Source organism: Specibacter sp. NPDC078692, from assembly GCF_040686835.1.
Lineage (GTDB): Bacteria > Actinomycetota > Actinomycetes > Actinomycetales > Micrococcaceae > Specibacter.
Window position 1 is genome coordinate 72745 of record NZ_JBFBLV010000006.1, and the last position, 20585, is coordinate 93329.

Here is a 20585-nt window from a genome sequence, read left to right on the forward strand (position 1 = left end):
GTTATCCGAGATTCTTCGATCGGAGCTGTCCTGTCCTAGTGCCAGATGTCTTAGTGTTTGAGCGTATCCGAAGGGTCGGCCAAATACCCGGACCTTTACCTTCACGTTGAACGTCTTTCCATTCATCAATCCGTTCATCTGCCCGATGCGAGGATGAAGTGCGTATGGGCGAGCTCTGTCCGAGACGCGGTTCAATGAGGTTGTTCCACACCGGCAGCCAGAGCAGGATCGCGCCGCTGGCGATCAAAATCGAAGCAGTGACATCACTGGGATAGTGCACTCCGAGGTACAGCCGGGAAAAGGCAACCAAAGCCACAAAAACCACTCCGACAGCCAGGGTCCACGCCCGCGCACGGCCGGACCGGGCCACTACCAAGACAAAGGCCCAAACCAATGCCACGGCGAATGCGGTGTGGCCGGAGGGGAAACTGTCCGTGCCATGTTCAGCTATGAGAGCCTGCACGGCCTCGGCAGGGGGCCGCATGCGTGCCACAAGATGCTTGCCCACCTCCGAGGAAAGCCAGCCGATGCTCACCACCGAGGCAAACGCGAGGACTGGCACGATGCTGCGTCGCAGAAGCAACAGGCCCAGACAGCACAGGAGCAGGAGGGCAATAGCGCCGACGGGCCCCAAACCGTAGTGGACAGCCAGCGAAATTGTGGTCAATGCAGGGTTGCGATCATGGGAAAGCCCAGTGTCCACGCCCAGCTCAGCGATTCTGGCCCCGCCACTTTTAATCAACAATCCCAGCGCGACAGTGGCTGCAAAGACGATGGCGCCGAGCCCTGACCACCACCACGAATGCAGAGACGGCCACGGATTCAGCTGCGCTGTTGACGACGATGGGTGTTGGATCATTGTCTTCCTGACCTAGTGCTGAGAATAATCCCAGCATCCCATCGCCTCCCTGAGAGATGACTGAGGGGACGCCTGCTCAGGTATCTCTCAGCTTTAGCTGGTCATACTGCTTAAAACGAAGGAAGAGAAGCTGATGCGGATTTTATTGGTGGAAGACGAAAAGTTGCTGGCTGAAACGGTGCGCCGGGGCTTGACGAATGAAGGTTTCATTGTCGAGGTCGTGCACGATGGCGTCAGCGGACTGTGGGCGGCCACCGAGAGTCCCTACGATGTGATCCTGCTGGATTTGATGCTGCCGATGAAGAATGGTTATGACGTGCTCAAGGAGTTGCGGGCACGCAAAATCTGGACACCGGTGATGATGCTCACGGCCAAAGACGGCGAATACGACCAGACAGACGCCTTCGACCTGGGAGCCGACGACTACCTGACCAAACCCTTTAGTTTCTTGGTATTGGTGGCCCGGCTGCGGGCCCTAATCCGGCGTGGCGCCCCGGAACGGCCCGTGGTAATGACCTTGGGATCATTGCGGATGGATCCGATGAACCGCAGCGTCCATCGCGGCGGCACCGTCATTTCCTTGACTGCCCGCGAATACGGGCTGTTGCAGTTCCTTATGCGCCGACACGATCAAGTGGTGTCCAAAGCAGAAATCCTCGACAACGTGTGGGACCCTGCGTTCGAGGGCGGTGACAATGTGGTGGAAGTCTACATTGGGTACCTGCGGCGCAAGATTGATGTCCCGTTCGATCTGGCCACTCTTTCCACCGTCCGCGGCATGGGATACCTTCTCACAGCGGACCGGCAACCCACAGCATAGGACCCGCGGGCGAACCGGTCTGCGCCACATCGGTCCAGCCAGAAATCAGAATCAGTCAACAGACCCGCTGGGCAGGTGCATCACGAACCGGCAGTCCCCGCCGGGGGCTTGGGTTGCGGTGATGGTGCCATGGTGGGCACTCATGATTCCAGCGGCGATGGCCAGGCCCAGCCCGCTGCCTCCGCTTTCGCGTGAGCGGCTCTGGTCGAGACGGACGAAACGTTCGAAAATCCGATGACGGTCAGCTTCGGGAACGGGATCGCCGTCGTTGTCGATGACCACTTCAACCCCGTTCGGGCCGGACGTCAGTTCTATGGTGATGGTGGATCTGGCGTGGCGGTTGGCATTGTCCAAGATGTTGCGCAGCACCTGTCCAAGGCGGTGCGCATCCCCGCGGACCCTGGCAGGGACGAGACTGGCGCTAATGGTGTGGTCGGTCATGGGCTGCAGTCGGCGAATTTCAGTGGACAGAACGTCATCGAGGTCGACGTCGGTGACCGTGATGCGGATCCCACCATCGTTGGCTTTGGCCAGCGTCAGCAGATCATCGACCAAGTAGCGCATGCGTGTCGTTTCGCTGCTGAGCAGCCCTTGGAGCTCATGCCAGGTGTCACCGCTGGGATCTGCCGCGGCGACTTCCAGACCGGCGCTAATGGTGGCAAGGGGGCTGCGCAGTTCGTGGCTGGCGTCGGATACAAACCGGCGCTGTTCGGCGTCCGAGGCCTGAAGCTTGTCCAACATCGTGTTCATGGTCAGGGCCAGACGCTGGATTTCATCATTGGTCGGTGAAACCTGAACCCGTTCGCTGAGCCGGCTGGAATCGATGAGTGCCACTTGACCGCGGATGCGTTCCACTTGCCGCAACGATCTGCCCACCAAAAACCACACGGCAACGCCAACCACGGCCAACAGCAATGGAGTCGCACCCAGCAGGAACCAAGCCACTGTCGTCACGGAATCCGCCTGCACTTGCACGGTCGATGCCACGACCACCGTGTAGACACCTTTCTCAGTCTGCACGCCGGAGGCGACAATGAAGAATTCGTCGGTGTCTTCGATGCTCTGCAGACTGGAAACGGAATCGATCAGGGTTTGCCCCGGACGGGGGCGCAGATCCGACAGCGGCGTCCTTGCCGCGGATCTTTCCGAGGATGCAACCACGGTTCCCTGGGGGCTGATGATCTGCACGTACTGGCCGCTGCGCGCAGTGTCTGCCAGTGATTGTTCGGCCTCGGAGACGTCTTGGCTGGCGATCAGTGCCGCCACATCGGCCGCCCTGGACTTCGCTGCCGTTTCAGTGGCGGTTATCAGTGAGGTCTGCAGTAATACCAACAACAGCAATCCTCCTGCCACCAGGGCCAAGGCGACCACAGAGATGGCTGTCGCTGTCGCCCTTTTGCGCACACCCCACACATTCCGTAGATGAGGACGGGATCGATGTGGGCGCAGGGCAGGTGGCTTCATGAATCAACCATGCCTGTGCTGGCGACGTTCACACAAACGCCGCCCCCAACTTCTCAGCGTCCTCCAAGGGTTTCTCAGCGTCCACTTAGCGAAGTCCCCGCACAGTGGAGGCATGGTCACCCACTCCGGATGGCAGAGAAACAAGGAGAAACCGATGACGAAAAGTGCAGAACCGAATCTCACCGCCCGGTTGGCGGGCATGGCCATGAAGAAGAAGGTGATCATGGGTGCCGTCGGCGTAATGGCTTTGGCGGGGCTCGGCTTCGGAGCAGCTGGTGCAGCCAACGCAGCCACCCCGGTGCCGGCACCCACCTCCTCGAGCCAGTCGACGCCTGACACTCCCACCCCTGCAGACACACCGGACACTCCTGGCACCGCGGGGGGCCAGGAAACTCAGGATGTTCCCGGAGTCAACGATGCACCGGAGCCGGGCGAAAAGGCTGGCACACCAGAGCCGGCCGGTGACACTGGCCCTGACCTTCAACAGACCGGCAACCACACAGATCCAGGCGATCTGCCCGGGTCTCCATAAGCCGGCCAGACCACCAGCAACTGCTGTGAAAGGAGGCGCCACTGCATAAACACCCGCAGCCCTCCACCGAGGGCTTGCTGCTGATACACGCTAGAATGGCCCGGACAGGAACCCCCATCCTGTTCGGGCCATTCCTGTCCTCCCGGCACCGACCCCACTGGCGGAAACCCTCCTTTCAGCTGCCTCGAATCCCCGGAAAGTATCGACATGGCCTTTTTCTCCTCTCTTGATCTGATCACGGGCCCGTTTCCTCTGGCAGTGGCTGTTCTTGCCTGCCTCTCAGGGGCTGCACTGCTGCTGCGCCGTCACCGCGGGTGGGTTCTTAGCGTCGTCTGCGCCGCCGTGCTGGCCGCCGGTCTGGCTTGGGCGATCAACTGGTACATGGTCCATGTCGCCAACGCCACCGCCTACGACTTGCCGCTGCAAGTAATCACCTGGATCGGGGTGGGCGTCTTCGCCGTCCTGCTGATGGTGTTGCATCTAGTGTCTGCCCGGTGGTGGCGCAAAATTCTGGCCCCGATCGCCATGGCCATGATCGTGGTGGCCGTCTCAATGCAAGTCAACGCCTATTACGGCGCGTATCGCACTGTGGGCGATGTGACCGGTGCCAGCACCGCCAACATCGCACCCTTGTCACCGCACTCCACCAAAAAGTCGGCAGGCCAGGCCTCGGCAGCCCTGACGTCCGGACCGGTCGTGGACCGGTGGGTGAAGCCATCCGGCTTGCCTGCAGCAGGAACTGTGTACTCGGCACAGATCCCCGGGCGCGTTTCTGGATTCACCGCCCGCACCGCCTATGTCTACCTGCCCCCGGCCTATCAGGCGGCCAACCGGCCCTTATTGCCTGTGTTGGTTCTGATCCCCGGGCAACCCGGTGCCCCGGCCGATTGGCTCAAAGCCGGCCAATTGCAGCACACCATGGACGCTTTCGCTGCCGCGCATGACGGTTTGGCGCCGGTCGTGGTGATCCCGGATGTCAACGGAGCAAGTTCGGCAAACACCATGTGCATGGACTCGCGCATCGCCAAAACTGATACCTATCTGGCTGTGGACGTCCCTGCCTGGATCAAAGCCACTCTCACGGTGGACCCGAATGCGCACCATTGGGCCATAGGGGGATTCTCCTTCGGGGGAACATGCGCGCTACAAATGGCCGCCCTGCACCCCAAGATTTACCCCTCGGCCATTGATCTGAGCGGAGAAGCGGAACCCGCCTTGTCGGCGGACCGGACGGCAACCATTCAGGCAGCCTTCGGCGGTGACACAGCCGCCTTCGACGCTGTTGCACCCCTGAAGGTGCTGGCCAAGAACAAATACCCGCAGAGCTGGATCTACTTCGCCGCCGGAGCACAGGACGGCCGCTTCAGCGGCTACATGAACCAAGTGTCCGCAGCGGCGAAGACCGCCGGGATGACCGTCACCACTCACAGCGTGCCAGGTGCCGGGCATTCCTGGGATGTGCCCCTGGAAGCCATGGCACCGGCACTAACGTGGCTGGCCCCCCGACTTGGACTAGCCCGCTAACACCGGGCCGCGACCTGCCGTATCAGTTCAAACCCTGTGAGTGAACCTGCGGGCGTTGCCCTCTCAGCATCCTCTTAGTCAGTGCCGCGTAGTCTCCAATGCATGACTGCAACCGCGATATCCACCACTGCACTTACCAAGAGGTACGGTGCCACCCAGGCACTGAACGAGTTAAGTCTGTCCGTACCGGCCGGGGAGATTTTCGGATTGCTGGGGCACAATGGGGCAGGAAAAACGACGATCGTCACCATCTTGACCACATTGATGGAACCATCCTCGGGGACGGCGGCAATCAGCGGCCACGATATAGCAACTGCGGCGAACCAGGTGCGCCGCACCATTGGATACCTGCCCGAAAACGTGCAGTTCTACGACAATCTCACCTTGGTCGAAAACCTCCTGTTTTTCGCGCACCTCTCGGGCGTACACGCTCCGACGGGACGGATTCGCGAGGTGTTGGGGTTTTTGGACTTTACCGGGCACGACAACCAGCGGATGGGCACCTTCAGCAAAGGCATGCGGCAACGCGCAGGCATTGCCCAAGCCATTCTTCATCAACCGTCCGTGCTCTTCCTCGATGAGCCGACCTCCGGGCTCGATCCCCAGGGAGTAGCGAAACTGCGCGAAATCATCATTTCCTTGAACACGCAGCTGGGAATGACCATATTCATGAACACACACCTGCTCGCCGAAGTGACAAAAACGTGCACCAGCATAGGGATCCTCAGCGCAGGGACCCTGATTTATCAGGCTTCGATGGCCGCAACTTTGGAATCGTTCCCTGGTCAGGAGTCGTTGGAGGACATTTACCTCCACATCGAAGCAGGCCAACGCTCATGACCCGGTGGAGCGCCGTGATCGTTCAGGAACTTCTATGCACTGTTCGCGAACGGCTCCCTCAACTGCTGCTGGCAGTGTTCGTGGGCATGATTGCTGCCTCGGCGTTCATCGGTTCCTCGGCACGTTCGAGCGTCACGGGGGTATACCAAGAAGCGCTACGGCAGGGCCTGACCACTGTTGCCAACCCCTTTGACTCCCTCTCACCGTTGTACTACGCCCGGAACACGGTGATCTACATTGTGCTCATCGGTGCGCTGCTGGCTATCGTCATCGGGGTCCGCTCGACGCTGCGGGACAGACAAGCCCGGACCGCGGACCTCATTCTGTCCCGGGATGTGAACCTGTCGTTCTATTTGGGATCAAAACTCGCCGGACTGGCTCTGTTCGTCCTGCTGGTGCTGGCCGTTTCGGCAATGATCAACATCGGATGCATCAGTATCGTGGCCGGGCATGTGCTCTCCGTCGGTGACAGCGCCCGGATCGCCGCCCTGTACGCCTTGGCAGGGCTGTTCATGCTTCCCTTTGTGGCACTGGGCATGATTACCGGAATCCGTTCCTCTTCCGCCACGTCCGCGCTGCTGACCCCCATCGTGATCTGGAGTGTTGTGATTTTTATCTTGCCGCTGCTGGGGACAGCCGCGCATCCTGTCTCCCTGTTGAACCCTGTATCTGCGCCACCAGCCTCTGGGAACGGGTTTTTTGCAGCGACCAGCAGCCTGGTCGATCCGCTGTCCCTCGGCGAACAATTCAAGCACGTCGCTGCGCTGATGCTTGCTGACCCCCAGGCCACCGGAACCATGGCCGGCAGCATCATGGCCCTTGCCGTGTTCGCTGTTGCTGTTTGCACCGCCGTGGCCATGACAGGGCGGAAGCGGATGAGGAGAATGCTCCATGACTGAGATGCTCACCCTGGCCAAGAAGGAAATCACGGAGCTGCGCCGCAATAGGCTTTTGATTCTCCTTTTTGGTTTCCTAGCCCTCGCTGTGATTCTCTCCGTCGTAGTGGCCTCCGCGGACTTCCGGCTCAAGATTGCCGACTACCATCACTACCTCGATGCTCTGAAAGCGGCTGGGAGCACGGCCACCGCCCCGGCCCCACAACTCTTTCCCTTGCAACTGCTCCGTGGAGGTATGGAGTACTTGGAAATCATCGGGAGCTTGTTCGCCGTCGTTTTGGGCACTTCAATGATCACCAAGGAGAAGGGTCGGGGCACTCTGGCGCTGATCTTCACGCGCCCATTGGGACGGTTTGCCTTCGCTGGCGGAAAAATTCTTGCCCTGTCGCTGGTCTGGGCCGCCACCGTGGGGGCCCTGTTCCTGGTCATCGTCGCAAGCCTGCTGTTCGTGGGCAATGCGCCCCTGCAAGGCAGCGACTATCTGCGTCTGGCTCTTGCCGGCGCCCACACCACCGGCTACCTCATCATGTGGTCGCTGCTGGCCATGACCTTGACGGCCCTGGCCCGACGTGCCGGTACGGGGTTGATTCTGGCCTTGGTCCTCTGGCTTGTTGTGGTCCTGATCATCCCCCAAATCGGGGACACCATGGATCCTGACAACCAGATTCCCGGCGGGCTCTTCGCAAGTCTGCAGGTCGACAAATCCCACGAACAAGCCGTCATGGCCCACTTCACCGGCTACGAAACAACTCGCGACCTCATTGAACAAACCTCAGTGACCAAACAATACGAACGCGCCACCTTCGCCTACCTGGGCATCAAGAACGAGTACAACCAGCAGCCCCTGGCTTCCATCTGGGCCGGAACGTTCAACAACACGCTATGGCTCCTGGCAGCTCTGGCGACATCCGTTAGCACAGCATTGCTGTCCGGCACCAAAAAAACCATCCTACGAAAGGCACCCTGACATGAAAAAGCTCCTCCGCCCCGCTGCCGCCCTGACTGCTGCACTGATCGCTCTTGGCTCCTTGGCTGCCTGCGGTTCCAGCCCAACAACCACCCAACCATCCGCATCAACCTCAGTCTCGGCCGCTGGCGCCACTGTTCTGCCTGTGACAAGCAACCCGATGAACACCACCGGGACCAAACCCGGCCTCACCGTCACCGATGCCATCGCGGAAAACAACGTCGACCCCCAATCCAAGGCCGCCGTACCCGACCGGCTGCAGTTCACCCTCACGAACACCACCACAGCATCCATGACCGGACTGGCTGTGTACTACACCATGAAGGACACCAAAACGGGCGCAACCGAGTCTTACTACCAAAAGCTCGACGGACTCACCCTGGCGCCCGGCCATAAGGAAACTGTGTACTTCGACAACGCGTCAGGGGCCGGTCACTACCCGGAAAATAAGTACAGTCTCTACCGCTCCTCCACCAATCAAGTCACCATCACCGTCCTCGCCGACGCGGCCGGCTATGCCCCAGCAACAGCCACCGCCACCAAAGCCCCCGGAACCGGAGAAAAACTGGACTAAAGGCACTGAAGACCGCTCACCGACAGCAGGCACGATGCCGGTTCTCCTCCGCGCTCAACGTTCCCTCAGGATCATCGTGGGAAGCTGGAGAAAAGCAGGAAGGGACGGTGGTGCCGTGATGAACACGATCATCGCAGCAATACTGCAGGTGACCCCGGTGGTGGCCTATCTGCTCATCACTGCCTTGGTTTTCGCTGAGGACGCATTGTTCATCGGGTTCATCCTTCCCGGAGAAACAGCGGCCATCCTTGGTGGTGTTCTGGCCAGCCAACACAACCTGCACCTGTGGCTCATCCTGACGCTCGTCGTTCTGGCTGCCATTGTTGGGGACTCTGTCGGCTATGAAGTCGGTCGACACTTCGGACCGAGATTACTTAACCTTCGCCTCTTGCAAAAACGACGACAGAAACTCGACAAGGCACGCGACTTCTTGGCACGCCGAGGCGGAACCGCAGTCTTTCTTGGACGGTTCACCGCTTTCTTCCGAGCCGTTATGCCCGCTCTGGCAGGAGCATCCCACATGCCCTACCGCCGCTTCCTGCTCTTCAACGCCACCGGCGGCCTCGTGTGGGGCACCGCGACAGTCCTGCTCGGCTACTTCGCAGGCAACGCCTACCTCAGTCTCGCTAAGAGCATCGGTCACACGGTCGCTTTCACCCTTCTGGGCCTCGCCATCGCTGGATTCGTGGCCTGGCACATCCACAAGCGGCGCAGGAACCGCAAGGAACAAGCCTTACCCCCTGGCCCAACGCCCGCCTCACAGGAAGCCATCCACCAGCACTCCCACGCATGACATCTGACAGCGACCACCAAGCATCCCGGTACAACAACCAGTGTTGACTGCGGGTGTTCGCTGACGGTGGCGGCGCCGCTTTGGATGACGATGGATTGTCTAGGTCTGAGCGTCAACGGGAAGCTTGTTTCAAGGCAAACAGAGTGCTGCCGCAGTACCTTCCCAGGCCCCCTTGCGGTGGGCTCTGCAGACTGCACACCGTGAAGAGCCGATCGAAGTTCCGTTCAGCCGGTCGGGCCCATCCTGCGGCGTCGACCAACTCATCCAAGCCTCGTCCGACAAAGCTCGGGCGAGGCTGGGAATAGACCAACATGTTGGGGGTGCTGCGGATCGCCTGATGCACCCGCTGCTCGTCCGGGCAGTGTGCATGGGATTGCGCCTCCCGGGGCAATCGACATTGCACGGTCGACAACGGCCGACCCGGCAGCGAGGACGTTTGCCCTATACCCGCAGCCCACTATCTTGGCTGACAATGCGGTTTCCATGATCTCCAGCACGTTCACACTGTGAGCGTTCCTATGAGGGCGTGCCGGCCCGGTCGCAACCATGGCGAGCAGGCCGGGCGCTGTACATTGCCTGCCTGTAGCACCGACTCGATCTACTCGGAGCTATCCACGATCAGCATCGTGCCCACCCTTCATCGCTGGCACAGTGCCCAGATCAATAACCCTTGCTCACCATGGCTGCCGCAAGGAAGATGCCACTTCGGTGGGACTAGTCCGGCACCGGAGAACACACCAGTTTCCTTCCCTCGGTCCGACCCGACTTCCTTGACGATATTGCCATGGTCATCTATTCCCGCCGGTGCGAGCACTGTGTCCTCGTCATGCACCACACACGACGCAACACCATGCAATGAGACGCTGAACGACTGGCCACCTCGGCAGTGTCGCAGGACGAGCACCCAGGCAGCATCGTCATGCACCGCACTCAGACGACAACCCCAGCTCCACCAACAAGGCGGAACGACCCAACACCCAGTGCACGCAGGGAGGCAGACGGAGCGACCATCAAGTGGCGGGTGCACCTGAAGAAGCCCTGATTGCTGCAATTTACCTACGCGTCCTTACCGGCCCAAACTGAGCTGCAGTGTCCGCAAGCTCCGCTGGAGCTCTAAATATCGCCCGGTGGTGGAGGACTATTCGTCGTGAATCCCTTGACAAGTCCAATCAACAGCGGGACCACGGATACTGCGACGATGGCGATGAAGATCACGTCAAGGTTGTCCCTCACGAACGGGACCCGATCACCGAGAAAATAACCCAACAGCGCAATACCGCCTGTCCACAGCAGTGCACCGAGAGCATTGAACCATGCGAAACGCTTTGGGTTCATCCCGGCGACACCTACAACGACGGGGATGAAGGTCCGCACAATGGGGACAAAACGAGCCAGAATCAATGCCCTGCCGCCGTGTTTTTCAAAGAAGGCATGCGCGCTCTGAACATGCTTGCGCCGAAAGAGGCGGGAATCCGGCCTGCTGTAGAGGGCTGGTCCAGCGCTGGCCCCGATGAGGCAGCCGAGCTGATTGCCAAGAAACGCGCAAAGGGTGAGCAACAGTATGAGCAGGCCAATATTGAATTCAATGGTTCCGGTCGCGATGAGCAGCCCTGCTGTGAATAACAAGGAGTCTCCTGGGAGGAAGAAACCGATGAGCAATCCAGTCTCCGCGAAAATCATCACACACATGATCAAGACAACCCACGGACCCAACCCCGGATTTCCCAGGATCACCGCAGGGTCCAACCACGGCGGGAACAGGCCCGCAGAAACGCCGGCTTGGATGGACGACAAAGACAGGAGACTGCCGGTTTCAGTGATCACGACCCCAGCGTAGTGCCGCTGAGCTGAGCAACAGCTGAGGAAAACCATGCCCACGCGGGCAAACCAACAGGCACCAAGCAACCTCGAGGCGCTAGTTGCCGACTCAGCGATTTCTTATCGACCCCGCTTAGGGTCAAACCATGGACAGAGCCAAGAAGTGCCTCAACATTGCCGCTATTATTATCGCGACATCCCTGCTGGGCGCTGGCGTCGCCTCCGCCTCGCCTCAGGACCCACCCGCCCATCAAGCGGCGTCAACGTCAGCACCGGGACAACCAGCACAGGCCCTTGGCCCGCCCTTTCCCGATCACACTGCTGCGTCGACGGAATTATTTCCCCACCTTGACCACCGTGAGGAACGCCTGGAAGATGACGAACACCAAATCATCAACGCGGCGCCTCATACACTCTGGAGATTTGACACCGAGACCCGATAACTCAAACTAGAACGCCCGGCACGGGTGAAGAGGCCCTCAAGATCAGCAGTGAGCACCCTTTCCCCGTGATGGAGGCCCCGGCCTGCATGCCAGCTCGACAACTCGGCCTCACCGCCCGTCCTGATCACCCACACCGCAGCACCGAATGGTCCCAAGACCGCCATGGCACGGCTTCCCCATGAAAGCACAGGAACTTCGCGCCTCCACGATACGGAACCAGACCCAACGACGACTGGGTCGGAAGGCAGGAACGCACAGCAAACGGCCACACATTCACTGATGCGAATGCATGGCCGTTGGTTGAACCCAGCTTCGTAAGGAACTTTTGCCCTTATTTCCCGGTGGTAGCCCCCGGAGTGGCGTCCTGGACCTCGGACCCTTCCGCATGGGTTCCCTGCTCCAAACCGTTGGATGATTCAGGCCCTTCGCCAGCCTCGTTGCCCTCAACCTCGGACGCTAAGACCTTCGCGTTGCCAGCATCGACGATGACCTCAGTTATGGCCCCGGCCTTGTCCTTCACCGTCACCTCGTAGACCAAGAACCCATCCTCATCGTCCAAGCTCGTACTCACGACACTGCTACCTGGAACACTGTCCACTGCGGCAGCGTTGGCGCCCTTCTCATCGACCGTGGCAAGCTTGGCCAGTTTGGCGGCCTCAGCTGCATCAGATTCCACGGTGGCAGATTCGGTCACCGCTATCGATCCCTTGATGTTCACTTCCTGCTGCTCGTTCTTCTCACTTTGAGTCGACGAGGATGCGGGGGAGGTTGGGGGCGTGCTGTTTGCGGCGTTTGCAGCGGCCACTCCGGTGGAGGCAATGCCGCCGAGCAGGAGCAGACCCGCGAGTGAGCCGACAACTCTCTTCTTGCGTTTGCTGATGTTCATGGCTGACAACCTTTCAATGGTGGTGATCCGCCGGATGCATTGGATGATGTACTCACACGGCAGTTCCTGAACCGGCACCAAAGTCCAGGTGCCATGAACCAACCCTCTCCCGATGTCGTTTTCAGAAGTCGACTGCACGGAATGTCCAAAGCCCTCTGCACGGATTCAAGGCGTGTTTGATTTAAACCGGTTCCGCGGTCGTATTCGGGGCTGGTGGGTGGCAGGAGTTGGCTACTTGGCGGCGCCTATGAACAGTTGTCGGAATTGTTCTTCGCTGTCGAGGGCCAGCACTTGCACGTTGAGGAAAAACTTGGACTCGGTGGTCCTGCTAGAAGTCGATGACGACGTCGAAAAAATCGGCCGGCTGCCCGGCGACGGCAGCGGCCGCGGAGCGGACCGCGTCAGGGATTTCCTCTAGCGTCCGCGCCTGAGCGGACAGCTCCGGCATCTGCACTGCCTTGACGGTGAAAAAGTCGTCCGATGCGCTGGCGATGTAAACGTTCAACTTCAAGTAACTGCAGGTTTATCAGAAGTCGTCTGCACTGGATGTATGTCGGCACGCAGAGACCGCGCCTTCGGCGGTGCCAGGGCGCAAGCGGCCCCGGGGGCCGCCTGGGCCTAAAGCCTGGCGTAGGCCCAGCCGTCCCATTGGCGCTGGGTAAGGTGGGCGATGGCCGCGGGAACCATGCCAATGCCGGGCGCGAGATCCTTTTCTTCCAGGCGGGCGGAGCGCATGCTGTTGCCGCAGGCGAGGACGCTCACGTCCAACTGCCGGGCGCTTTTGACGGCTTCGGTAGCGGGCGAGTTTGTGGCGAGGAGTTTCACACCCGGGCCCTGGACAACCACTTCAATGCCGGTTCCCGGGGTGAGTGCGGCGCGGGCGTTAGTGGCGCTGCGGAGGATGCCGGTCAGGGTGTCCTGCTCAAGCGGCCCGACGGTGTGAATGACTAAGCCCCTGCCGCCGCCGTCGTTGGCGGCTTCTGCGGGCGCCCTGTTTATGTTGGCGGCTTCTGCGGGCGCCCTGTTTATGGAGACCATTACTCGGTTGTTTCACTCAGCCCGGCGAGGACCTTGCGGAGTCGGGTGCCGGCGTCGTCTGCTATTTCCTTGACGGCGGCAGCGTTGCTGAGCTGGACCATGGTCTGCGGGTCGATGGCTTCCACGGTGGTCACTTCTGCATCCTTGTTCCGGCGCACCACGACGTTGCATGGCAGCAGTGCGCCGATTTCGGGTTCTGCGGCGAGGGCGCGGCTGGCCAGGGCCGGGTTGCAGGCGCCGAGAATGACATAATCGCCCACCGCGTCCGCGGCTTCGGCTCCAAGTTTGGCTTCGAAAGTGGAACGTACGTTGATTTCGGTCAGGATTCCGAACCCCTGTGCTGACAGGGCGTCCCGGGTGCGGTCCAGGGCTTCGGTCCATGGAAGAGCGACGGTTGTGGTGATTGTGTACGTCATGGTTCTCCTTGAGGCTGTTCTAAAGCAGATCTGGTCAGGCGAGGGACAGGAAGAGCTTCTCCAGGTCCTTCTTGTCCATGGTGGCGTCCTTTTGGACGATGCACTGCTCCAGCCCGGTGGCGATGATGGCAAACCCAGCTTTATCTAAGGCCTTGGAGACGGCGGCGAGCTGGGTGACGACGTCTTTGCAGTCACGGCCTTCCTCGAGCATCCGGGTGACAGCGGCGAGCTGGCCCTGGGCGCGCTTGAGGCGGTTGATCACGGGCGTGAGTTCGGTTGGGTTCAATTCCATAACGGGTTCTCCATCGATAAGGTCCTGACCTCAACGATATACCCCCGTGGGTGTTTTGACTACCCCCGGGGGTATCTGTGATACTCGGTGGGGTATTCAACCGTTCCTTTTGAGAGGCCATTTATGACTTCCCCTTCCAAGGCCAGTGCCGTGACCGCACTCGCCCCCGACACCCTGCAGTCCTGGATCAAACAGCACCAGGACCTCGTGGTGATTGATGTGCGCTCTGCCGCTGAATTCGAATCCATGCACATCCGCGGCTCCTACAACGTGCCCCTGCCGCTGCTCTCCGAGCACACCGACGAACTCGCCGCCAGGCTGGGCTCCCGCGTGGTCCTGGTCTGCCAGTCCGGCGTCCGCGCCGAGCAGGCCCGCCAGCGCATGGCTACTGTTGGCCTCGACACCGCCTACGTGCTCACCGGCGGCGTTCCCGGCTTTGCTGCTGCCGACGGGGACGTGGTCAAGGGCAAGGATCGCTGGGACCTGGAGCGCCAGGTCCGCCTGGCCGCCGGCTCCCTGGTGATGCTGGGCCTGGTGGGCGGCAAGTTCGTTTCCCCTAAGGTCCGTATGCTGGCCGGCGCCATCGGCACCGGGCTGACGTTCTCCGCCGCGACCAACACCTGCGCCATGGGCAAGGCCCTCTTGGCCATGCCGTGGAACAAGGCAGCCACGGAACCCACCCGCGAAAGCGCCATCCTGCAGCTTCCCGTCCAGGCGGCTGAAGAGGCCGCGGCGGCATGATCCCGGCCCTGGGTCTGGGGCTCGTCGTCGGGATCGTCCTGGGCGTTGTGGGCGGCGGCGGGTCCATTATCGCCGTTCCGGCCCTGGTGTACGGGGTGGGCATGACCCCGGCGCAGGCGATTCCGACGTCGCTGCTGGTGGTGGGCGTATCCTCGCTGGCGGCCCTGCTGCCCAGGGCCCGGGATGGCCTGAACTGGCCTGTGATCGCACTGGTCGGGGCTGCCGGGATTCCGGCGGCCTGGGCCGGCGCGGCCGTGGGCAAACTGCTGGATCCGAACATCCTGATGCTGGCTTTTGCCGTGATCATGGTGGCCGCGGGCATCCGGATGCTCAGCAAGCCCCGCGAAGGCGAAGGTTCCTGTAGCACCGGACCGAACCGTACATTCCGGTCCTGTGCCCCGAAGGCCGTGGGGGTGGGCCTGCTCGTCGGGTTCCTCACGGGACTGCTCGGGGTGGGCGGCGGCTTCCTTATCACCCCCGCGCTGACCATCTTCCTGGGCCTGCGCATGAAGCAGGCCGTGGGTACTTCCCTGGCGATCATCGTCATCAATTCCGCCGCCGGGTTCAGCGCCCACGCTGCCGGCTTCACCATCGACTGGGCCACCACCCTGGCGTTCGCGGTCCCGGCCATCGTGGGATCGGTGGTTGCCGCTCGGCTGGCCCGCCACCTGCATGACAAGCACATCCGTATCTCATTCGCGGTCCTCATCTTCGTCGTCGCGGCGTGGGTCACCGCCAGCACTGTCACCGCCTGACCCAACCAACAGGAGAACAACCATGGGACTGATCGACTCACTCAAAAAGGCCTTCAGCAAGCCCTACAAAACCATCAGCGTCGCCCAAGCCAAGGAACTCCTGGGCTCAGGCGCCACCCTCATCGACGTCAGGTCAGCCCAGGAATGGCGCACCGGCCGCGCGCCCCAGGCCAAACACGTCCCCCTGGACCGGCTGCAGATCAGCACCGCCGGGATCCAAAAAAACCGGCCCGTCATCGCAGTCTGCGCCTCCGGAGTGCGGTCGGCCTCCGCGGCCCGGATGCTCGCCGCGAAAGGCTACGACGCCTACTCGATGCGGGGCGGCATGGCCGCCTGGCGCCAAGCCGGCGAACCCGTCCGCTAGACAATCACACCCGCTCACAACACAGCGCCACACCATTTTAAAGGAGAAATATCATGGCTGAAATCACCATCACCGAAGCCGACCAGCGCCGCTCCACCGCCCGGATCCTGGACGTCCGCGAAGACTTCGAAGTCGCCGACGGCATGATCCCCGGCGCCCTGCACATCCCCATGGGCCAGCTGCAGGCCCGCTTCTCCGAGCTGGACCTGGTCGTTCCGGTCATTGCGGTCTGCCACAGCGGCAACCGTTCCGCCCGCGTCGCCGACGTCCTCAACGGTGCCGGCTACAAAGCGGACACCATGGCCGGCGGCATGAGCGCTTGGACCCTCGCCGGCCTCCCCACCACCTGAGCCCTGCAGCCCCGCCGCCAATCAAGACAACGCACGAAAGGACACGACAGATCATGATAACCACCGACATCACCCAACAGAGCTTTGCAGAAACCCTGGAGAAGAACGAGATTGTCTTCGTTGACTTCTGGGCAGCCTGGTGCGGTCCCTGGCGCAGTTTCGCCCCCACCTACGGGCCGCCGCCAAAAGGCACCCGGACATCACCTTCACCAAGGTCGACACCGAAGCCGAACAGGCCCTCGCCGCCGCAGCGAACATCACCTCCATCCCCACCCTGATGGCCTTCAAGAACAAGACCCTCGTCTTCTCCCAGCCCGGAGCCCTCAACGCCACCGGCCTGGAGGAAGTCATCCAGGCCGTGAAGAATCTGGACATGGACAAACTCCGCGCCGATGCAGCCCAAGAACCGGCTTGAAACGGGAGCCCCGCCGGAACCGCTGCGCACGATCACGGCAGAGGAACTCGCCACAGTGTGGCCCCGCGTCACGCTGGTGGACGTCCGGAGTCGGGAGGAGCACGCGAGGGCCCATATCCCCGGCAGCCTGAACATCCCCCTCGAGGAACTGGCCTCCCGGCTTGCTGACCTGACCCACACAACGCTCTACCTGTTGTGTGGGTCAGGGAAACGCAGCAGCCAGGCCGCCCGGATCCTCACCGACCACGGATACACCACGGTCAACGTGGCCGGCGGGATCACCGAGTGGTACCGGGCAGGCCACCCTGTCACCTATCAACAAACCCCCGAAGATCCACCCAGACAAGCCCGGGTCCGCCCGCCGGCGCGCCTGTGCCAACTACTGCGAAAGCTGTCCAGCAGGAAAACCGCGTAGGCAGCCGCACACTTGCAGAATACCCCTAGGGGTATCTATACTTGATTCAGAACACCCCATCCCCTTTCACTTGAAGGAGAGCACCAGATGCTTATCGAGCGCATTTACGATGAAGACCTCGCTCAGGCCAGCTACCTCATTGGTTGCCAGGCCAACGGCACCGCCGTTGTTGTTGACGGCCGCCGCGACATCGCGGTGTACCAGGAGCTGGCTGAGAAGAACGGCATGAAGATCGTGGCCGTCACCGAGACTCACATCCACGCCGACTACCTCTCCGGCACCCGGGAACTGGCTGCCGCCACCGGCGCCAAGATCTATGTCTCGGGTGAAGGCGGTCCGGACTGGCAGTACGAATTCGACGGCGAACGGCTCTACGACGGCGACGCGATCGCCGTCGGCAACATCAGCATCCAGGCCCTCCACACACCCGGGCATACCCCGGAACACCTGTCCTTCCTGGTCACGGACGGCGCGTTCAGCGACCAGCCCGGCTATCTGCTTTCCGGGGACTTTGTCTTCTCCGGCGATTTGGGCCGCCCTGACCTGCTGGATGAAGCAGCCGGCGGCATCGACACCCGCTTCGAAGGTGCCAAGCAGCTCTTCGCCAGCCTGCGCGATAAGTTCCTGACCCTGCCGGACTACATCCAGGTCCACCCCGCCCACGGTGCGGGCAGCGCCTGCGGCAAGGCCCTGGGTGCCGTCCCTTCCTCCACTGTTGGTTATGAGCGTCTCTACGCCTGGTGGGGGCCCTACCTCGCCGCGAACGACGAACAGGGCTTCATCACTGAGCTCCTGGACGGCCAGCCGGACGCGCACGCGTACTTCGGCCGGATGAAACGTGAAAATCGTGAAGGTCCTGCCCTCTTGGGTGAGCGTACGCCTCTCACCGTGCTGGACACGGCCGACGTCGTCAAGGACCTGTCCGCAGACAAGGTCACGTTCATCGACACCCGTCCCAACGGCGAAGTCCATAAGGGCACCGTGGTCCGGTCCCTGAACGTACCGGCTGGCAAGTCCGTGGCCAGCTACGGCGCCTGGGTGGTGAACCCGGAAACCGATCAGAACCCCCTGGTACTCCTGGCCAAGGACCAGGAAGCCGCGCAGGACATGTGGGACCACTTGGTCCGGGTGGGCATCGACAACGTCGCCGGCTACGTCACCAGCATCAACGGGCTGCCCACCTTCACTCCGAAGCTGATCCAGCCCGAGGAACTCGACGGTTTCGAGGCCGCCATGGTGTTGGATGTCCGCAACCGCTCCGAGCACAGCGCCGGGCACGTCCCGGGCTCGTACCAGCTCAGTGGCGGCCGCGCCATGTGGCACCTGGATGAACTCCCGGCCGGCGGAACCATCGTGTCCTACTGCCAGTCCGGCGTGCGGAACTCCGTGGCCGCCAGTGCCCTGCGCCGGGCCGGGTACGACGTCGTCGAACTCGACGGCAGCTACGCCGCCTGGGACGCCTGGCACAACTCCCGCCAGTCAACCAAGGCCTAGAAGGAACCACCCGCCCGCACAGCCCTCAGCCAGTTAGGTTGTTGTGTCAAAGAGACCTCGCCGGGCACAAACAAGAGACAAGGAAACCCTTTGATGATGAACGGCTTTGGTATGGGCGGGATGGGGCTGGCCTGGATTTTCTGGGTTCTGCTGATCGCCGGCGTAATCCTACTCGCTGTGGTGCTGGTTAAAGCCTTCAACCGCAACGCCACTGACAGGCACGGGCCGCCACGCACGGGTGCGGGCCCTGCCCGGGAGATCCTTGAGGGGCGTTACGCTCGCGGGGAGATCAGCACCGAGGAATACCAAGAACGGAGCAGGATCCTGGAGGAGGACGGGCGGTGAGGCCTTTGACTCGCCGCCAGCTGCTGTCGCTGGGTGCAATCGGGGCCGGCGCCACGGCTGCCGGCGGCGCCGGGCTGTGGCTGACCACCGGGACCGGCTCCGGATACACCGGGGGTCAGGGCCTAACACAACCCCAGATGCTGGCCAGCCGCGACCGGGTGCTGGAACTGGACCTGACCGCCGCACCGGCAAGGATCCGGATCGGCGGGCGGGAGGCCAACGTCCAGGCGTTCAACGGTTCCCTGCCTGGCCCGACCCTGCGGGTCCGCGCGGGCGACACGATCCGGGTCAGAATGCGCAACGGGCTGCAGGCTCCCACCAACCTGCACGTGCACGGATTGCACGTCTCCCCCCAGGCCAACAGCGACAACCCCTTCGTCAGCATTGACCCCGGCGGGTCCTTCGACTACGAGTTCACCCTGCCCGCGGACCACCCGCCGGGGACCTACTGGTACCACCCTCACCGCCACGGGCACGTCGCCGACCAGGTCGCCGCCGGCCTCTACGGCGCCATCGTGGTGGAGGACCCCGACCCGGTTCCGGTCACCCGGGAACGGGTAATGGTGGTCTCCGACCTGTCCCTCGACGCCGACGGCAATCTCACCGAAGTAACCCAGATGCAGCAGATGATGGGACGCGAAGGGCAGATCGTCCTGGTCAACGGCCAACTCCGCCCGCAACTGCGCGCCGCGCCCGGAGAACGCGAACGGTGGCGGATCATCAACGCCTGCCCCTCCCGCTACCTGCGCCTGGCCCTGGATGGACAGCAGGTCCAGCTGCTCAGCCGTGACCTCGGACGCCTGCCGGTCCCCGAGGACGTCACCGAAGTAGTGCTCGCCCCCGGCAACCGCGTAGAACTGCTCGTGAACACCCGCGACGGATCCTCTACCCTCACGGCGGCCCCCGTGGACCGCGGCAACATGAACACCATGATGGGCGGGACCACGAGCGGCAACAACCAATCCGGCGCCGGACCGGCCGAACTGCTCACCCTGGCCGTCACGGGAAACGCCGGCACCGCCCCGGGGCCGGTACCACAGGGCAGGCCCCTGCGGGATCTGCGCAACGAACCGGTCACCGCCACCCGCACCCTGAACTTCGCCATGGGAATGAACGCAACCATGGACGGAATCACAGGCCGAGGCATGGGGGGCGGACCGGGCAGCATGATGGCCTTCACCATCAACGGGCGGAAGTTCGACCCCGAACGGCTCGACGAGACGGCCGCCGCCGGGACCGTGGAGGAATGGACCCTGACCAACTCGAGCCCCATGGACCACCCCGTCCACCTGCACGTGTGGCCCATGCAGGTCATCCACGACGGCGACCGTAACATAACGGAACCCAGATGGCAGGACGTGGTCAACGTTCCCGCCCGCGGCCAGGTGAAAGTCCGGGTGGCTTTCGAGGACTTCCCCGGCCGTACCGTGATCCACTGCCACATCCTGGACCACGAAGACCAAGGCATGATGGCCACCGTCCAGGCCCGCTGACCTGCCACCGCCCGCCGGAGAAACCCCTGTTCTACCGGGACTCTGCCGTTG

At 62.1% G+C, this 20585-nt stretch carries 25 protein-coding genes and 1 pseudogene; 18 read left to right on the forward strand and 8 right to left on the reverse strand.

The window, feature by feature from the left end:
• Window position 1 precedes the first annotated feature (1 nt).
• Complete coding sequence (locus tag AB0O97_RS06435) at window positions 2–859, reverse strand: phosphatase PAP2 family protein (protein ID WP_104112039.1); 858 nt, start codon at window positions 857–859, stop codon at window positions 2–4.
• 133 nt (window positions 860–992) lie between these two features.
• On the opposite strand from AB0O97_RS06435, the gene AB0O97_RS06440 reads away from it, so the two are divergent.
• Entirely contained in the window at window positions 993–1679 is a 687-nt protein-coding gene (locus AB0O97_RS06440; protein WP_363881128.1) for a response regulator transcription factor, read from the forward strand.
• A 51-nt stretch (window positions 1680–1730) separates the two neighbouring features.
• On the opposite strand, the gene AB0O97_RS06445 is transcribed toward AB0O97_RS06440, so the two are convergent.
• Window positions 1731–3143 (reverse strand): HAMP domain-containing sensor histidine kinase, encoded by a 1413-nt coding sequence (locus AB0O97_RS06445; protein ID WP_104112037.1) that lies wholly within the window; start codon window positions 3141–3143, stop codon window positions 1731–1733.
• Window positions 3144–3297: 154 nt separating this feature from the next.
• Here AB0O97_RS06445 and AB0O97_RS06450 point away from each other — a divergent pair, with 154 nt between their 5' ends.
• The 7 genes from AB0O97_RS06450 (at window position 3298) to AB0O97_RS06480 (ending at window position 9269) form a co-directional block, all read left to right on the forward strand.
• Window positions 3298–3675, forward strand: a complete 378-nt coding sequence (locus AB0O97_RS06450) for a hypothetical protein (RefSeq protein WP_258069122.1) — start codon at window positions 3298–3300, stop codon at window positions 3673–3675.
• A gap of 207 nt (window positions 3676–3882) precedes the next feature.
• Window positions 3883–5199, forward strand: a complete 1317-nt coding sequence (locus AB0O97_RS06455; RefSeq protein ID WP_363881130.1) for an alpha/beta hydrolase-fold protein — start codon at window positions 3883–3885, stop codon at window positions 5197–5199.
• Window positions 5200–5301: 102 nt separating this feature from the next.
• Complete coding sequence (locus AB0O97_RS06460) at window positions 5302–6039, forward strand: ABC transporter ATP-binding protein (protein WP_104112035.1); 738 nt, start codon at window positions 5302–5304, stop codon at window positions 6037–6039.
• A complete protein-coding gene (locus tag AB0O97_RS06465; RefSeq protein WP_363881132.1) occupies window positions 6036–6938 on the forward strand; it encodes an ABC transporter permease in 903 nt (300 codons plus the stop codon). Before AB0O97_RS06460 ends, AB0O97_RS06465 begins: the two co-directional genes overlap by 4 nt.
• The gene (locus AB0O97_RS06470) at window positions 6931–7902 is read left to right on the forward strand and encodes an ABC transporter permease (RefSeq protein ID WP_104112033.1); all 972 of its coding nucleotides are present in this window, start codon (window positions 6931–6933) and stop codon (window positions 7900–7902) included. Before AB0O97_RS06465 ends, AB0O97_RS06470 begins: the two co-directional genes overlap by 8 nt.
• 1 nt (window position 7903) lies before the next feature.
• Window positions 7904–8476 (forward strand): hypothetical protein, encoded by a 573-nt coding sequence (locus AB0O97_RS06475; protein WP_104112032.1) that lies wholly within the window; start codon window positions 7904–7906, stop codon window positions 8474–8476.
• Between the two features lie 118 nt (window positions 8477–8594).
• On the forward strand, window positions 8595–9269 hold the full coding sequence (locus tag AB0O97_RS06480; protein WP_104112031.1) for a DedA family protein: 675 nt from the start codon (window positions 8595–8597) through the stop codon (window positions 9267–9269).
• A gap of 1113 nt (window positions 9270–10382) precedes the next feature.
• On the opposite strand, the gene AB0O97_RS06485 is transcribed toward AB0O97_RS06480, so the two are convergent.
• Window positions 10383–11093 carry a VTT domain-containing protein gene (locus tag AB0O97_RS06485; protein ID WP_308470645.1) on the reverse strand — a complete coding sequence of 237 codons (711 nt, stop codon included), beginning with the start codon at window positions 11091–11093 and terminating at the stop codon, window positions 10383–10385.
• Window positions 11094–11233: 140 nt separating this feature from the next.
• Here AB0O97_RS06485 and AB0O97_RS06490 point away from each other — a divergent pair, with 140 nt between their 5' ends.
• Window positions 11234–11530 (forward strand): hypothetical protein, encoded by a 297-nt coding sequence (locus AB0O97_RS06490; RefSeq protein WP_146073282.1) that lies wholly within the window; start codon window positions 11234–11236, stop codon window positions 11528–11530.
• A 331-nt stretch (window positions 11531–11861) separates the two neighbouring features.
• Here the strand turns inward: AB0O97_RS06490 and AB0O97_RS06495 are convergent, their stop codons facing one another.
• The 5 genes from AB0O97_RS06495 to AB0O97_RS06515 all read right to left on the reverse strand — a co-directional run bounded on the left by AB0O97_RS06495 (window position 11862) and on the right by AB0O97_RS06515 (window position 14162).
• Window positions 11862–12416: a PepSY domain-containing protein gene (locus AB0O97_RS06495; protein ID WP_146073281.1), complete on the reverse strand. Its 555-nt coding sequence runs from the start codon at window positions 12414–12416 to the stop codon at window positions 11862–11864.
• Window positions 12417–12744: 328 nt separating this feature from the next.
• Complete coding sequence (locus tag AB0O97_RS06500; RefSeq protein ID WP_146073280.1) at window positions 12745–12927, reverse strand: hypothetical protein; 183 nt, start codon at window positions 12925–12927, stop codon at window positions 12745–12747.
• Window positions 12928–13034: 107 nt separating this feature from the next.
• A complete protein-coding gene (locus AB0O97_RS06505; protein ID WP_363881136.1) occupies window positions 13035–13454 on the reverse strand; it encodes a DsrE family protein in 420 nt (139 codons plus the stop codon).
• Complete coding sequence (locus AB0O97_RS06510) at window positions 13454–13870, reverse strand: DUF302 domain-containing protein (protein ID WP_104112029.1); 417 nt, start codon at window positions 13868–13870, stop codon at window positions 13454–13456. The genes AB0O97_RS06505 and AB0O97_RS06510 overlap by 1 nt, the downstream gene beginning before the upstream one ends.
• Before the next feature lie 34 nt (window positions 13871–13904).
• Window positions 13905–14162, reverse strand: coding sequence for a metal-sensitive transcriptional regulator (locus tag AB0O97_RS06515; protein WP_104112028.1), 258 nt, complete (start codon window positions 14160–14162; stop codon window positions 13905–13907).
• Window positions 14163–14285: 123 nt separating this feature from the next.
• Between AB0O97_RS06515 and AB0O97_RS06520 the strand changes: the two genes are divergently transcribed.
• From AB0O97_RS06520 to AB0O97_RS06560, 9 genes and pseudogenes are all read left to right on the forward strand, one after another.
• Window positions 14286–14903: a rhodanese-like domain-containing protein gene (locus AB0O97_RS06520; protein WP_104112027.1), complete on the forward strand. Its 618-nt coding sequence runs from the start codon at window positions 14286–14288 to the stop codon at window positions 14901–14903.
• A complete protein-coding gene (locus AB0O97_RS06525) occupies window positions 14900–15658 on the forward strand; it encodes a sulfite exporter TauE/SafE family protein (RefSeq protein WP_104112026.1) in 759 nt (252 codons plus the stop codon). Before AB0O97_RS06520 ends, AB0O97_RS06525 begins: the two co-directional genes overlap by 4 nt.
• 22 nt (window positions 15659–15680) lie before the next feature.
• The gene (locus AB0O97_RS06530; RefSeq protein WP_104112025.1) at window positions 15681–16022 is read left to right on the forward strand and encodes a rhodanese-like domain-containing protein; all 342 of its coding nucleotides are present in this window, start codon (window positions 15681–15683) and stop codon (window positions 16020–16022) included.
• Between the two features lie 53 nt (window positions 16023–16075).
• Window positions 16076–16372 (forward strand): rhodanese-like domain-containing protein, encoded by a 297-nt coding sequence (locus tag AB0O97_RS06535; protein ID WP_104112024.1) that lies wholly within the window; start codon window positions 16076–16078, stop codon window positions 16370–16372.
• A gap of 53 nt (window positions 16373–16425) precedes the next feature.
• A pseudogene (locus AB0O97_RS06540) lies at window positions 16426–16787 on the forward strand (thioredoxin family protein).
• A complete protein-coding gene (locus tag AB0O97_RS06545; protein ID WP_104112023.1) occupies window positions 16765–17202 on the forward strand; it encodes a rhodanese-like domain-containing protein in 438 nt (145 codons plus the stop codon). Before AB0O97_RS06540 ends, AB0O97_RS06545 begins: the two are co-directional and overlap by 23 nt.
• 87 nt (window positions 17203–17289) lie before the next feature.
• A complete protein-coding gene (locus AB0O97_RS06550; RefSeq protein ID WP_363881139.1) occupies window positions 17290–18696 on the forward strand; it encodes an MBL fold metallo-hydrolase in 1407 nt (468 codons plus the stop codon).
• Between the two features lie 93 nt (window positions 18697–18789).
• Complete coding sequence (locus AB0O97_RS06555; protein ID WP_104112021.1) at window positions 18790–19041, forward strand: hypothetical protein; 252 nt, start codon at window positions 18790–18792, stop codon at window positions 19039–19041.
• On the forward strand, window positions 19038–20534 hold the full coding sequence (locus AB0O97_RS06560; protein ID WP_104112020.1) for a multicopper oxidase family protein: 1497 nt from the start codon (window positions 19038–19040) through the stop codon (window positions 20532–20534). The genes AB0O97_RS06555 and AB0O97_RS06560 overlap by 4 nt, the downstream gene beginning before the upstream one ends.
• Window positions 20535–20585 lie beyond the last annotated feature (51 nt).